This is a genomic window from Clostridium estertheticum subsp. estertheticum (assembly GCF_001877035.1).
GTDB classification, from domain to species: domain Bacteria; phylum Bacillota; class Clostridia; order Clostridiales; family Clostridiaceae; genus Clostridium_AD; species Clostridium_AD estertheticum.
Window position 1 is genome coordinate 378,131 of record NZ_CP015756.1, and the last position, 13,982, is coordinate 392,112.

At 29.2% G+C, this 13,982-nt stretch carries 15 protein-coding genes; all 15 read left to right on the forward strand.

Annotation, left to right across the window (positions count from 1 at the left end; genetic code table 11):
- The first annotated feature begins 12 nt into the window (after positions 1 to 12).
- Positions 13 to 441 carry a hypothetical protein gene (locus tag A7L45_RS01785; protein ID WP_071611182.1) on the forward strand — a complete coding sequence of 143 codons (429 nt, stop codon included), beginning with the start codon at positions 13 to 15 and terminating at the stop codon, positions 439 to 441.
- A gap of 124 nt (positions 442 to 565) precedes the next feature.
- Positions 566 to 1,087: a JAB domain-containing protein gene (locus A7L45_RS01790; RefSeq protein ID WP_151554138.1), complete on the forward strand. Its 522-nt coding sequence runs from the start codon at positions 566 to 568 to the stop codon at positions 1,085 to 1,087.
- Between the two features lie 19 nt (positions 1,088 to 1,106).
- Positions 1,107 to 1,415 (forward strand): DUF960 domain-containing protein, encoded by a 309-nt coding sequence (locus tag A7L45_RS01795; RefSeq protein ID WP_071611183.1) that lies wholly within the window; start codon positions 1,107 to 1,109, stop codon positions 1,413 to 1,415.
- Between the two features lie 17 nt (positions 1,416 to 1,432).
- On the forward strand, positions 1,433 to 1,714 hold the full coding sequence (locus A7L45_RS01800) for a hypothetical protein (protein WP_071611184.1): 282 nt from the start codon (positions 1,433 to 1,435) through the stop codon (positions 1,712 to 1,714).
- Positions 1,671 to 2,360 carry a phage/plasmid primase, P4 family gene (locus A7L45_RS01805; RefSeq protein WP_170288111.1) on the forward strand — a complete coding sequence of 230 codons (690 nt, stop codon included), beginning with the start codon at positions 1,671 to 1,673 and terminating at the stop codon, positions 2,358 to 2,360. The genes A7L45_RS01800 and A7L45_RS01805 overlap by 44 nt, the downstream gene beginning before the upstream one ends.
- A gap of 289 nt (positions 2,361 to 2,649) precedes the next feature.
- Positions 2,650 to 3,180: a hypothetical protein gene (locus A7L45_RS01810; RefSeq protein WP_071611186.1), complete on the forward strand. Its 531-nt coding sequence runs from the start codon at positions 2,650 to 2,652 to the stop codon at positions 3,178 to 3,180.
- A 165-nt stretch (positions 3,181 to 3,345) separates the two neighbouring features.
- The gene (locus A7L45_RS01815) at positions 3,346 to 3,783 is read left to right on the forward strand and encodes a hypothetical protein (protein ID WP_071611187.1); all 438 of its coding nucleotides are present in this window, start codon (positions 3,346 to 3,348) and stop codon (positions 3,781 to 3,783) included.
- Positions 3,784 to 3,831: 48 nt separating this feature from the next.
- On the forward strand, positions 3,832 to 4,002 hold the full coding sequence (locus A7L45_RS23035) for a hypothetical protein (RefSeq protein WP_169829551.1): 171 nt from the start codon (positions 3,832 to 3,834) through the stop codon (positions 4,000 to 4,002).
- A 1-nt stretch (position 4,003) separates the two neighbouring features.
- Positions 4,004 to 5,575: a recombinase family protein gene (locus A7L45_RS01820; protein WP_071611188.1), complete on the forward strand. Its 1,572-nt coding sequence runs from the start codon at positions 4,004 to 4,006 to the stop codon at positions 5,573 to 5,575.
- Between the two features lie 252 nt (positions 5,576 to 5,827).
- Positions 5,828 to 8,077, forward strand: a complete 2,250-nt coding sequence (locus A7L45_RS01825; protein WP_071611189.1) for a hypothetical protein — start codon at positions 5,828 to 5,830, stop codon at positions 8,075 to 8,077.
- A 134-nt stretch (positions 8,078 to 8,211) separates the two neighbouring features.
- On the forward strand, positions 8,212 to 8,376 hold the full coding sequence (locus A7L45_RS23415) for a hypothetical protein (protein ID WP_207647751.1): 165 nt from the start codon (positions 8,212 to 8,214) through the stop codon (positions 8,374 to 8,376).
- A gap of 259 nt (positions 8,377 to 8,635) precedes the next feature.
- A complete protein-coding gene (locus A7L45_RS01830; RefSeq protein WP_071611190.1) occupies positions 8,636 to 9,085 on the forward strand; it encodes a hypothetical protein in 450 nt (149 codons plus the stop codon).
- A gap of 247 nt (positions 9,086 to 9,332) precedes the next feature.
- Positions 9,333 to 9,701: an HNH endonuclease gene (locus A7L45_RS01835; protein ID WP_071611191.1), complete on the forward strand. Its 369-nt coding sequence runs from the start codon at positions 9,333 to 9,335 to the stop codon at positions 9,699 to 9,701.
- Positions 9,702 to 10,100: 399 nt separating this feature from the next.
- Positions 10,101 to 11,798, forward strand: coding sequence for a hypothetical protein (locus A7L45_RS01840; protein ID WP_071611192.1), 1,698 nt, complete (start codon positions 10,101 to 10,103; stop codon positions 11,796 to 11,798).
- 681 nt (positions 11,799 to 12,479) lie between these two features.
- Positions 12,480 to 13,816 (forward strand): IS3 family transposase gene (locus tag A7L45_RS22480; RefSeq protein WP_152025077.1). Its coding sequence is split into 2 segments (ribosomal slippage): positions 12,480 to 12,864 and positions 12,864 to 13,816, totalling 1,338 coding nucleotides; the frame shifts between segments, so codons are not numbered across the junction.
- The last annotated feature ends 166 nt before the right edge of the window (positions 13,817 to 13,982 follow it).

Genomic DNA, 13,982 nt, shown 5'->3' on the forward strand with positions numbered 1-13,982 from the left:
GAGGTAATAAAAATGGCGATACCTAAAAAAAAGAATATTTCTGTAGAGGATATAGTAGTGGTTGAATCAACTAAAACAAAACTTCAAAATGGAAGACAGGCTATAGAGTTTGAAATCAGTGAAGAGGCTAAGAAAATAATTGAAGAGTTCAAAGAGAATCTAGTGGAAAGTAATAAGGCTCCAACGACTATTAAATCATATATTTTTGACGTGAAAAGTTTCATTTCCTTTATTGAAAGTGTTGGGATAATATTTACTGGGGAATTTAATGCTAATCAGTATAATGATTATATAAAAGCTCAAATTGATTTAGAAATTAAGCCAACAACGATAAAAAAGAGGAGAAATAGTTTGCAGCAGTACAACATTTTTCTCGAATCTAAAAAGTATATGAATAGTGTAATTATTATATCTAAAAATGATGGACTACCAATAAAATAAGTGTTACTTTACTGAAGGCTATAGAATTTAATAAGGAATAGAAATATGCAAGGCACCTAATCTCAAGAAAATTGAGGTTAGGTGCTATTTATATGCCTAAAAATAAGAAGGGAATGATAATAATATGACAAGTTCAATATATTGTGTTGGAAAAACAAATGGAGGGCGAAAGGAAATGATAGTAGCTGAAAATAATAATACTCCTGCTAAGAGGGTAAGTATAGTATCCATAAAGATGGTAAAGGAAGGGAGCATCTTATATGCGGGACGAAAAATAACGACATCTTCACAGGCGGCAGAAATAGCTAGACAATTCCTAGAGGATTGCGATAGGGAAAAACTAATTGTATGTTGTCTAGACACTAAGAATCAGCCGTTATCAATGAGCGTAGTAAGCATTGGGTCACTAAATTCTTCAATAGTCCACCCAAGGGAAGTATATAAGATTGCAATACTATCGAATGCCTCATCTATAATTCTATTTAATAACCACCCGTCAGGTGACACAACTCCTTCTAATGAAGATATTAGTATAACTACTAGGTTAAAGGAATGTGGAAAGCTAATTGGAGTTGAATTAATAGATCACATAATTATATCTGATGAGGGTAAATACTGTAGTTTAAAAGAAAAAGGAATATTGTAGAGAAAGGAGATGTAAAAAGATGTTTGATAAAAGTAATAGGTATATGACCAAAGGAATTCAACAGGAAATACCATTAGAATTACAATTGTTCATGTGGAATTGTATTGATAAACTAAAAGAGCAAGAGAATAAAGTAGATTATTTGCAGGTTTTTGAAATAACTGAGCATAGAGCTGATGATATATTCTACCAAATCATAGAACATAGTCAAGAAGTACCAGAGTACAATAAAACTTATAAGGTATGTTCGAAGAAAGTTGTTAATGCGAAGGTATTTGTCATTGATGATGAGACACATTCCACAATGTTACTAGCACAAGAATATTAAATGAAGGAGGAATAACAATGAATAAAGATTTAAAGGAAGGTACGATATTCACAATTCATGAAAAAAAGAGACTTGGATTAATGAGAGTTGATTGGGCTGATGGGAATATTTCTAATAAATGGAAGCCTACAAACCTTCTAATAGACCTAAAAAAAGACTCTGAAATTGACATTGCGAAACTACAGCAGGAGCTGAACTACCTCCAATTCGAGCTTGTTTCTAGCTTTCAGAAGGTAGAAAAGTACTGCAATGGTAATGGATACAATAGTGAAAACATATTTTCAATATCATTGGATTAATAAAGTTGTAAATATATCCGCAGAAAATGAATTCAAAGATAAATATATGGATACAAACAATTTTAAAACTATTACTGGTGGAGACTCTATTCATGTTGATGCAAAATTTAAAAAAGCTATAAGTTATGACGTTTATGCAAAGCTAATTTCATTAGTTAATAAATTGCCAGACGTAATAGATACAAGCGAAGGTTACTTCAGAAGGGTTTTAATTATTCCATTTTATAATGTATTCACTAATGAAAAAGACGATAAAGAAATAGGAGTTAAACTAGTAAGTGAGCTAGAAGGTATTCTTATTGTTGCATTAAAGGGCTTAAGACGTCTTGTAGATAATAAATATAATCTTACAGAATCCAAAGCTGCTAATGATATATTAAATGAATATAAATTAGAACAAAACCCAATAGCTGAATTTTTTCAAGATGAAATTATCTGCAATAATGGAGTTCAGATCAAGCAATGTGACATATTACAACATTTTAAAAAATGGTCAATTAAAAATGGATATGATGATTGGAAAGTTATTAGTTCAACAAGGTTTTGGACTCTATTTCGTAAAGTCCTAAATGATAAAGGTATAGACTCAAGAAATACAAAAAAAGTAAAAGGAATAACAATAATGATTGGAATTACTATTAAATGAATTAGGAGGGTGTCTAGGTGGTAAGAAAAGTTGAATAAATATAGTGATAATTAATGTATTTTTATAAAGTGTTTTTTAATATTTATCTTACCACCCAAACAACCCTATTTTAAAAATATTAGTTTATTTATAGATTTTGTGAGCCAATAATAATTTGATTCATAATTATTAAATTAAGCGTGGAAATATAGAGGATAATAACGTTGAAGACTCGGGAAACCGTAAAAAGGTTAAACAAAAGTTAATCAAATATTAAATAGAAATAATAAGAGTTAAAGGGGAAATACAAATGAACAAAAAATATTTAATAGGATTTGAACTGCAAGTTAGAGCAACTAATGATCATGACAAAAAAGCTAAGATAAGCTTTGAATTTATCCAAGATCTAAGACGATTTTTGATGAATAATATTAAAATTAGTCTAACAAAATTTGAGGAAAGGGAAGAAGTGCATATGTACGCTACTATAAATCCCAAAGAAGTTCCTTTAATTAGTACAGGGGAAGATAAGATTACTAGCGAAATGATAGATGATTTTGAGTATATATATTCAGAATTTTCCAAAGAGTTTTATCAAACATATGAAAATGGTGGTAGTGGGTATGTTAGCTATTCAATTAATCCAATGTATTTTATTGTGAAACATGGTGATGTAGTTATATATAGAAATTATAATTTAGAAGTGTATAAGGGGTTAAATGGCACAATTATATGGAAAGACTTTAATGAAGTATTTAAACAACAAGTTCCTATGGTTGATAGGTATCGTAAAAGAGATATTATGATTGAAAAAAAAAAATATTGTTATTACGGAATATGAACCAATTTAAAACAATTTTTTTAATGAAAAACCAGTGTAACACAGTAGTGAGAGTTAGGTGATTGTTAATAAGTTATTCAAAATTATGTGAAATACTTATAGATAGCAAGTTCCTAACCTATGACCTATGATTAGCCTAAATCAAAAAATAGTGGAGGTATAAAAATGATTGAACCGGAGTATGTAAGTTATGAAGATCTTCCCAATGAAGAAAATATAGCGGCATTCACTTATTATATTAAGGGTATGGCGATTTATATAAATCCTGTTTATGAGTGGATTGAAGAAAATATAAATAATATTAGTTATAAATTATTGAAAGGATGTATAAGCAACATTGTTCCAATTGGTGATGCGGGTAGAAAATTTTTTAAGGACATGGTTGAAATGAAATCTGGATTTGCTTTTGAATTAATGAATTTATATAATTATTCAGAAAAAAAATATATTGAAGGAACTCTAAAAATAAAATCTTATATAGAGTTACAGCATTTAGGATATACAGGTACAGTATTATTTGAGAATTGTCCTGTTGATGATGTTTGGAGACTTGTAAGAGAAAAAAGCTTAGAAAAGGGTATACCGTTTTCTAAAAAATTATAAATATATATTATATACCTGTGATTAAAGAATAATGGGGGTGAAGTATAGGTGGAATCAATTAATTCTAAAATAAGCAGAACTAAATTATATAAAGGAATATATGAACCTTGTGAGAGTATTAGGACAGAAAAAGTTTGCGAGGATAGTAATGTTAACTTTTATGATGAAGCATCAAAGTTATTGACACTGATGTACTTAGCTCAAAGAAAGGAGTGTTAGCATGGCTGTCATTTTGGCTGCACTATATGCAAGATATTCTTCAGATAACCAAAGGGATGAATCAATAGATGCTCAAATAAGAGCTGGTGAAGAATATGCTCAGCGTAATAATATGAAAATAGTAAAAACATACGTTGATAAGGCTAAATCAGCTACAACAGATAAACGACCAGCATTTCAACAAATGATAAAGGAGAGTTCATTAGGATTATTTAATACTGTAATAGTTCATAAGTTGGATAGATTCTCTAGAGATAAATATGATTCAGTTGTATATAAGCGAAAATTAAAATCAAATGGTGTAAGGCTTATTAGTATAGTGGAGAATTTAGATGGAAGTCCAGAATCAATAATCCTTGAATCGGTAATTGAAGGAATGGCACAATACTACTCAGCCAATCTCGCAAGAGAAGTAATGAAGGGAATGAAGGAAACAGCCTATCAAGCAAGACATACAGGGGGGCAGCCCCCATTAGGTTATGATGTGAATGAGGAAAAAAAGTATAAAGTAAATGATGAAGGAGCAGAGATAGTAATAAAGATTTTTGACATGTATATCAATGGTTATAGTTATGCAAGAATTATAGACAATCTTAATGAGAGAGGCTATAAGACAAGATTAGGTAACAGTTTCGGTAAAAATAGCATTTACAGTATATTAGATAATGAAAAATATTCTGGTGTATATATATTTAATAAGAGTTCTAAGAAGGATGCTGTTGGAAAGAGAAACAGTCATTTAGCTAAGGACGATAGTGATGTTATAAGAGTTGATGGTGGAATGCCTGCTATAATCTCTAAAGAAACATATCAAAAGGCCAAAGAGATGATGGTAGTAAGAAAAAGAGCTCCTGGGGCTAATAAAGCAAAAGAAATATACTTACTGTCAGGAATAATCTTCTGTGGGGAGTGTGGTTCAGCAATGCAAGGGAACAGGAGAAAGCCTATAAATAAGCCTATGTACATTTCGTATAGATGCGGTAGCAGATTGCAAAAAAGAGATTGTGATAACAAAGAGATACGTAAGGAATACATTGAGGAGTTTGTGCTTTCAGAATTGGAGAGGAATATATTAAATGATAAAGCTATACCTATATTTGTTAAGAAAATTAATAAGCATATACTGGAACAATCAAAGAATGAAAAGTCATCAACTGAAATAATAGTCAAAGAGCTTGGAGAAATTGATAAGCAGATAAATAATATAGTAAATGCAATTACACAAGGATTTGCCTATGATGAATTTAAAACAAAGATGGGTGATTTAAAAGAGAGGAAAACCAAATTAGAAGTTACCATAATTGAGCAGGAACATAGAAGTCAAGCTCCTAAGATAACAGAAGATCAGGTTAAGAATTTGTTTTCAATGTTCAGAGGATTTGTAAAAGATCGGAATATGCCAGAGTGTAAGAAGTTCATTCAGAATTATGTTGATAAAGTAGTTGTTTATAAAGACCACGTTGAAGTAGTATTCAACGTGGTCTTTACTATGTTAAAGGACTATGAAGCTTATAAGATTAAGTCATCTATTAAGAAAACTACTCTTTTTAATAGGTATAGAAATATTGCATAAGGAATTTTGGCTCTTACAACTAAAGTTGTAAGAGGTACAATTTAGTTAAATTTATTTTTGCAAAAATAGTTAAATATAGAAGGTTGTATAGAAAAAAATCCTAACTAAAATAAAAAACAAAGCAAATGGATTTGACTTAGTCTTTAATCACAAAGTTCATATTTAATTTAACATTATCTAATAACATAATTTGTTGAATTAAGAATAATCTTCTGATAATATATAAATAAAGTAAAATATGGGGGGACTATCATGCAAGAGATAAAAGTATTTGAAGAATTTGAACATATGTTATATAAATATAGATGTTATTTAGAAAATCAATTTAATGAAAAAAAGAGAGCAGCATTTCATCCTTGTGAGCCATTGCTTTATTTATATGATATGGAGAAAGTTGATAAAGATTCAGATTTTGATGATGAATTAAGTTTTTATGATCCAGAGTATATGCCTATGCCAGAGTCGGATTTTATACATCATGCTGACATAATACTTTATTCTAACGACTTTGAAATTTGGTATAGTCACGTTTTAGATTCGGAAGCTGAAATTATAAGAGAGGTTCTAAATAATGTAAAACCATACTATTTTGCGGATATAACTGCTAATTATTATATTGAACTAAATTGTAGCAACGTTTTTCAATTAATGACTCTCTTAGATCAACGTGTTTACGGCTTTGTTAAAAATGAATATTTAAATCAATGCTGGCAAGAGGTTGATAAAATTGGAAACTTATTTTTTCTACAGGTTAATATGCCTAAAGAGGAAACTAAAATTAAAAGAGGTAAAAGCTCAGTTAATGTAGCTATGATGGAGAAGCCTATGGCTACACAACAGGTAAGACCAGAATATGAAATTCTAAATGTTTCAGTTAAAGGTGAAGAGTATTATTGCCTAGGGGAATATGAGCCATTAATTGATAGTTACGATGTTAGTGCTTATGAAGATAACGTAGAATTTGATTTCATAAAAACTAATATGTTATTAGCTAATGCAAATCCAATATCTGTTTTTGACAAAGTAATTGATTTGAATGTAGATACTATAAAGCAGATAGTCCCTTTTGCTAGGATTATTCATAAGCATGCATTAAAAAGTGGAAATGATTTTATAGATACGATAGAAAAGTTAAAATATAAGAAGGATTTTCAAAATTCAATATCAGTCTTAACAATACCATATAACTTAATGATGCATAAGTGTATTCCAGGCTTTATAGAAGAAGCATACAAGCTACTTCCATCTGAAGTAGGTGGGTTTTTAAAAACTCTTAATATCTCAGAGATTATTGAAGAATATATAAAAAGTGATGGAACTATTTTTCCGGAATTTATTGAAGCTCAATTTAATAAAATAGACCAAATTTATTCTAACATAGCTTCAGCAAGACAGAATATCGAAGCATTTTCTGAAAGTGGTCCAAGAGTCGTTGGTGGAGGGTTTGGTATAAAAGGCGCAGTTAAAGGTATTATAACCGCACAGGTATTAAATTTAGGAATGGAAGGCTTGAATACATTATTTCAGACAGTATCTGCAAATAATAAAAATGAAAAAATTGCGAAAGATGTGGAGAAATTATATAAAAGCGAGGCCTATAACAGTATTTTATATACTATAATGTATCATGACGTATATTCATTTTTATTTTATTACATACAATACGTTAATGAAGCTGCTACTAATTTAAGATTAGTGAAGGCTAATGACTTTAATCTACCAAGTATATCAACTGATTTTAATGATTCAGTTGTCTATTATCTTCATATATTAAGCAAAATAAATAAGCAAGATATTTATGTGAACAGCAATTATAATGATAAATCTTTGATAGAATTAATTAAAAATGCTATTGTTAAATATCCATATGAATATGATTATTACAGAATATTTTATAATTTGTCAGGAGTAATAGATTATAATATCTTAAGATTTGCAAAAATTCATGGCGTAGATATATCTAATTTAGCTAAAGAATATGCTTCCAAAATTGCAAAAGAGAAGCAGAAAGGATTGCAAAATCAAGCAGAGAATGGAAAACTAATAAACATTGAACAGAAGAATAATACAGCGCAACCTCAGACCATTCCTAGTGAATTGGGATTTGATGTCAAAGAGCAATTAATAAGCGTAGAGTATAAATGTTTGTTAGAGTTTATTTACATACCGGATAGGGGTCTAAAGTATTTGGCTAAATTTAAAAATGCTGTGATATCCTATGCAAAGCTTCAACAAGATGAAGAGGTATTGTTCCTTTTTGACAATACTGTATTTGGCAGTGCAAAAGATGGATTTATTTTAACAAATAAAAATATATATTTTAAAAATATGTTTAACAACTCTTCAAGTATAAGTTTGAAGGATATTAAAACTATTGAAAGTAGAAAATATAGTTTTTTAGTTAATAGTAATGTAGAAATAGAGATTAGCACCATGAGTAGCCTAGAAAAATGCAGTACTTTAGTTGTATTACTTAAATTGATTATTAGCAACTTATTATAGAGGTACATGTAATTTAAATAAAAGATGGGGGGGGGAAAGGAGAGGAAATCAAACTGGAGTTTACTTTAAAAGAGCAGGAAAGTAGAAGTCAAACTCCTAAGAGAACAGATAAACATGTAAAGAATTTGTTTTCAATGTTCAAAGATTTTGTAAAGGAACGTAATATGCCAGAGTGTAAAAAATTTAAACAGAATTATGTTGATAAAGTAATTGTTGATAAAGGCCATGTTGAAGTAATATTCAACGTGGTCTTTAATGTTTTAAGGATTAATATGCATATAAAATTAGGTCATCTGTAAGGAGGTCTACCCTAGTTAACGATATAGATATATTGCATAGTTAATGATCAACCCTTATAATCACAAAATTTTATAAGGGGGTGTAATGTCCACTAAAGATGAATTTATGAAATGAAGATAGGTAGCTAAGGCTATGACTTAATGATAAAAAACTGATAATGATATAGGAAAATCCGGGTTAAATAGACAATCTGTAATTTGATGGAATGATTAGAAAAGTATACTATTAATTTAACAATAAAGAAGAGGAGTTGATACTATGGATAAAAATTTGGATAATATGAGCACTGCTGAACTAGGGAATTATGCGAAGGGTTTTCTTAGTGACATATTAAAAAACTTAGGAGTTAATGTAATTGATTATAAACATAACGAAGCTAATATATGTGTAAAAGGTAAGGCGGACTTTTTTAAACTTAAAGTTAAATCTATAAGAAAGCCTAATACTGGTTATATAAAAATTAAAAAGAAGGATATAGATACACAGGATAATAGTTTATTTATTGCAACAATCTTGTTCTATAGGGATGAAATAAGTAAGATATTCTTAATACCAGTAGTTGATTTGACGGGTGATAATGATTTATTTAGGGATAGGGACTATAAGGGAAAGAAAAGTACACCTGAATGGGGGTTAAATGTAACAGAGAAGAATATGAATATATTAAATCAATATGAGCTAAGTAAAATGATAAGCAAGTTAATGTAATAAGTAATAGAATATGGTTTCTCTAAGCTGTACAGGGATAGTACATATTTACACAGACATTATAATGCTAATGTATAAGGATTATAAGGTCGTGAAAGGTGTGTTTCACGGCATTATAATAAACCATTTTTTATTAGAATTAATAATAGAATATTAAATGCCACGTATTGAGTATACGAGCGATAATCATTAAAATTTCCTATAAAATAATTTAAATTCTAATTTATTGATGTGTTTTGTTATATAAATGAATCAGAATCAATATAAATTTAGAAATGGATTATTAAAAAGGTATGGAAAATGTTTGATTTGCGGCATTGATAACAAAGAACTTTTAAGAGCAAGTCATTCTAAACCTTGGAATGTTAGCGGTTCAAAAGAAAAAATTGATGTAGATAACGGATTATTACTGTGTGCAAATCATGATTTGTTATACGATAGATGTCTAATATCATTTAATTCAAATGGCAAAATTATTATATCTAAAAGCCTTAATGAAAAAAATAAAAATATATTAGATATACATGAAGAAACTACTATAAATGTTTCACAAAAATGTATGGATTATATAGCATGGCAAAGAGGGAAATTTCTTAATAGAGAAAAAGAATTTTAGCAAGAAACTTTGAAGTTTTTCATAAAAAATACGGAGGGACTAGATACTATTTCCATGGAACTATAGTTATTCCTTTATAAAAATTATACAAAAGACTGGAATATGCCAGAGCGTAAAAGTTCATACAAAATTATGTTAATAAAGTAATTGTTAATAAAGACCACGTTGAAGTAATATTCAACGTGGTCTTTACTATTTTAAAGGATTATGAAGCCAAAAGTAGAATATTTGTAAAGAAAGCTGATGTTTTTAAAAGGTATAGATATAGCATGTAAGGAGTAACAATTTTAGAGTATATTCAATATCTAATATGAGTAATGAATTGCAATATGTAAGGTTAAATTGGAATTATGTAAAATACGAAAATAAGATTAGATAAAAGGGATAGGAGGATTTTTAATGAATTGTTACATATGTAAAAAAGATTTTGAAAGTACTGAAGGAGAAGTAATATGTAATAACTGCGATGAAGCAGCTTACTTATGTCATGCAATGGATGTGGCATTCGAAGAGTGGCAAAAAACTTTGCTATTGGAGGATGAATTTTGGATAGGGTCAAAAGTATTCGTAAAGAATTTAATAGATAATGCAGATAAGAGCTTAGGGGTAGTGGAGCAAGCACAACAAATTTTAAATGGAATAAGAAAACAAATTTTAGAACATCTAAAACTCTATAATAAAGATGAGCTAATTGCAGGGTTATTGGTGATTAAGGAAGCTGTTAGGCGCTCGGAAATAAAGGAAAATAGGCAACAATTTAGCTGGAACATGTTTAATGAATATCTAATATCCATTAAATTAATTGAGTTTGTATTAAGTATCCCTTCAAAGGAATTTATAGGTGCGCCTATTGGGTATCTTGAGGAGGGATATAGTAATTTTGTATCTGCAATATGTTTGGGAAGAATATATGTTATTCTTGATGAAAATATAAGAAATTCAAGATTTTTAAATATTAAACCTAACAGTGTAGACGAGTTGGCTTTCAAATTTATTGAGACAGAAGAAATGAAAAAATATTTCGATGAATACTGGATTATGGGCGAAGATGAAAAACCGGAAGACTATAAAATAGAAAATGAGTTTCTAAGAGCTAAATTAAGTCAAGAAGGTAAAACACCCGAAAGGAGAAAACAAAACATAAATAGTTTTATTAAAAAAGAATTTGCTTTTACGTTGGACAATCTTCAGTTAGTTAGTAAAGTAGTACTTATGGAAGAGTTTCGAGAAGAAAAAGATTTTCTTTCATATTTTAAAAAAAATCTAATATTCAATAATTATGTACCTAAACTTTCTATTTTTAAAAAAAGTGTTTTAATAAAAACTCTAACTGACAATTTTGGTGATATTGCATTCGATTATATTATTAACACATTTTCTATTAATAAATTTGCTTGTGATATGGGTGAGAAGAATGAAAAAGCACTTGAACTTATGAGTGTTTATGAAGTTGGAGAATTGATAATATTCGGAAGATTAGATTTTTGCCAAAACATATCTGCCTTTGATAAATTTATGAATTCAGGACACTTTATTGAAATGTTCAAACCGAGTATAAAAGAAGACAAAAGTATAATAGAATGTCAGAAAAAATTATCATCATATCTTGCGTATGTGATTGCGGACAGATTAAATAGTAGTAGTTATAAATTGCCAATGGAGAGGTTATCTTCTAAGATGGGTGGAAAGCTTGTACCAAGAGCAGAAATAAATAAAATTCAAGTGGACGGCTATAATATTTTAATAACGGTGGGCGATTTAGATGTTTTAGCTCTTGATGAAAAGAAAAAGATTATTTTCCTTATAGAAATAAAAAATTATAAGCCAGCAATAGATTCAAAAGAGCTGTTTTATAAAGACAAAAACAAGATAGATAAAGATGAGGTTTTTAGAAAAATCAAGTCTCGAGAGAAGATTATTAAAGACAATATTTCTACTGTCGTAAAATATATATTGGGGAAAGATGAGGGTGATTATAAAGTTAAATCAATATTTGTTACTTCTAGACCTAATTATTTTGCATGTAGTCAGAATGAAGATATTGAATATATTTCATGGACTAATCTTATAAAAAAAATACAAGAAAAAAAATTATAGATGAGCGTTGTTGTAATATTAGTATTAGAGTGATTGGCAGAGTATAAGTAGCAAAAAAAACGTTTTCAATGTTAATAAGCTTTGTAAAAGAGTGGAATATGTCAGTTGAGTGATTTGTGGTAATAAAGTTTATGTAGTACCTCTTGATATAGTAAAATAATTACTGTATAATATAATTATGGTATTTTTACAGGTTCGCTAATAAACATAGTACCTTTTGGTGGCCTAGCACCTGTAGTGGGGGTATTACTCATATTTACTGTGTGTCTCTTAGAAAAATTTCTTGAAAAAGTGTGTGAGAATTTTTCGAAAAAAGGGGGCAATATTATGAAAAATAAAAGTATTAAAAAAGAAGTAATCTTAAAAGCATTGAACAAGACTTTAATGGGTGTGTTGTTAGTTAAGCTGTAAGAATATCATTGAAAACACTTCAGTATAAGGGGGTGTTTTTTATTTTGAAAGATATAGTAGAATACGGGTAGAGTAATTCTAGTAGTAAAAAATTCATTCATAATTACGTTGATAAAGTGATTATTTATAAAGACTACGTTGAAGTAATTTATAATGTACCCTATAGGGCAGACGGATTTAAAAAAGTCTACCCGGTAGGGTATTTTTATGTATAATAAAGAAAAGTATAATAATTTAAATTAGATATATACAAGGATGGTGGAAATTTAAATGAGCAACAAAACATTTACAGAAAAAGATGTAGCAATACTAGCTAAAAACAAAAATGTTAAAGCAGTAAGTATGAAGGGAATTACATATACAGATGAATTTAAACGCATTTTTATAATAGAGAACGAAAAAGGAAAATTTCCAAGGGAGATATTTGAAGAAAATGGGTTTGATATAGATATAGTTGGGATTAAACGTGCTAAATCATCAGGATCTCGCTGGAGAGCTGCATATAGAAATGAAGGTATATGTGGACTAAACGATGCAAGAAATGCGAATACTGGAAGACCAAGAGTGAGAGAACTTTCCGCAGACGAAAGATGCGAGCGCCTTAAAGCCCAAATTAACTTGCTGAAAGCTGAGAATGAATTGTTAAAAAAAATCGACATCCTAGAAAGAAGGCTGATAAGCAAGAAATAATCTTAGTAGCACAGGAAAAATTTATTCTTATAAATTCACAAATCGAAAAATATAAGCTCAAAAATATGCTTACCCATTTATGCAAAATTACGGGTGTATCTCGTTCTGGATATTACAATTATTTCTCTACTAAAGCTCTCAGCCGTAGGCGCCAACGCGATAGGTTGGATGAAGCAGTAGGTGAAATTGTACTAAATGCATATAACTTTAAAAATCGTAAAAAAGGAGCTAGACAAATAAAAATGACATTAGAAGGCGAATTTGGAATCGTATACAATTTAAAACGTATTAGAAGAATAATGAAAAAGTATGGTATCATTTGCCCCATTAGAAAAGCGAATCCATATAAACGTATGATGAAAGCTACAAAGGAGCATACTGTTTTAAAAAATCTATTAAATAGAAATTTCAAACAGAATATACCTGGAAAAGTATTGCTTACAGATATAACTTATCTATTTTACGGAAAAAGTAAGAAGGCATATTTATCTACGATTAAGGATGGATCTACAAATGAGATTTTGGCATACAATGTGACTGATAATTTGAGATTAGATATCGTAACAGACACTATACATAATCTGAAAAAGAATAGAAAAATTAAATTGCCTAAAGATGCATTTATACACTCAGATCAAGGATTTCATTATACGAATCCGACATTTCAAAAGCTAGTAAAAAAATCTGGTTTAGGACAATCAATGTCAAGACGTGGAAACTGCTGGGATAATGCTCCACAAGAATCATTCTTTGGCCATTTCAAAGATGAGGCATACATAAAATCATGTGAAACATTAGAACAACTAAAGCAAGAGATTAAGCAATATATGATCTACTATAATAAATTTAGATATCAATGGGGTCTAAAAAAGATGACTCCTGTTCAATACAGAAATCATCTTCTCAAATCAGCATAGACTTTTTTTAAAATTGTCCTTGACAAGGGGTACACATTAATTCAGCGTGGTCTTTAATATTTTATTAAGCTTATAAGATTAAGTCATCTGTAAAGAATTCTAACCTGTTTAATATGTATATTTTGTAAAATGTGATATAATTCTGTTATAGATAAATGTGTCAGGA

Coding starts and splice junctions, on each gene's coding strand:
- A7L45_RS01820 (WP_071611188.1), top strand. CDS start 4,004: ATGGCTGTCATTTTGGCTGCACTATATGCAAGATATTCTTCAGATAAC.
- A7L45_RS01815 (WP_071611187.1), top strand. CDS start 3,346: ATGATTGAACCGGAGTATGTAAGTTATGAAGATCTTCCCAATGAAGAA.
- A7L45_RS01830 (WP_071611190.1), top strand. CDS start 8,636: ATGGATAAAAATTTGGATAATATGAGCACTGCTGAACTAGGGAATTAT.
- A7L45_RS01825 (WP_071611189.1), top strand. CDS start 5,828: ATGCAAGAGATAAAAGTATTTGAAGAATTTGAACATATGTTATATAAA.
- A7L45_RS01795 (WP_071611183.1), top strand. CDS start 1,107: ATGTTTGATAAAAGTAATAGGTATATGACCAAAGGAATTCAACAGGAA.
- A7L45_RS01840 (WP_071611192.1), top strand. CDS start 10,101: ATGAATTGTTACATATGTAAAAAAGATTTTGAAAGTACTGAAGGAGAA.
- A7L45_RS01785 (WP_071611182.1), top strand. CDS start 13: ATGGCGATACCTAAAAAAAAGAATATTTCTGTAGAGGATATAGTAGTG.
- A7L45_RS01805 (WP_170288111.1), top strand. CDS start 1,671: ATGGATACAATAGTGAAAACATATTTTCAATATCATTGGATTAATAAA.
- A7L45_RS01800 (WP_071611184.1), top strand. CDS start 1,433: ATGAATAAAGATTTAAAGGAAGGTACGATATTCACAATTCATGAAAAA.
- A7L45_RS01810 (WP_071611186.1), top strand. CDS start 2,650: ATGAACAAAAAATATTTAATAGGATTTGAACTGCAAGTTAGAGCAACT.
- A7L45_RS01835 (WP_071611191.1), top strand. CDS start 9,333: ATGAATCAGAATCAATATAAATTTAGAAATGGATTATTAAAAAGGTAT.
- A7L45_RS01790 (WP_151554138.1), top strand. CDS start 566: ATGACAAGTTCAATATATTGTGTTGGAAAAACAAATGGAGGGCGAAAG.
- A7L45_RS23415 (WP_207647751.1), top strand. CDS start 8,212: ATGTTCAAAGATTTTGTAAAGGAACGTAATATGCCAGAGTGTAAAAAA.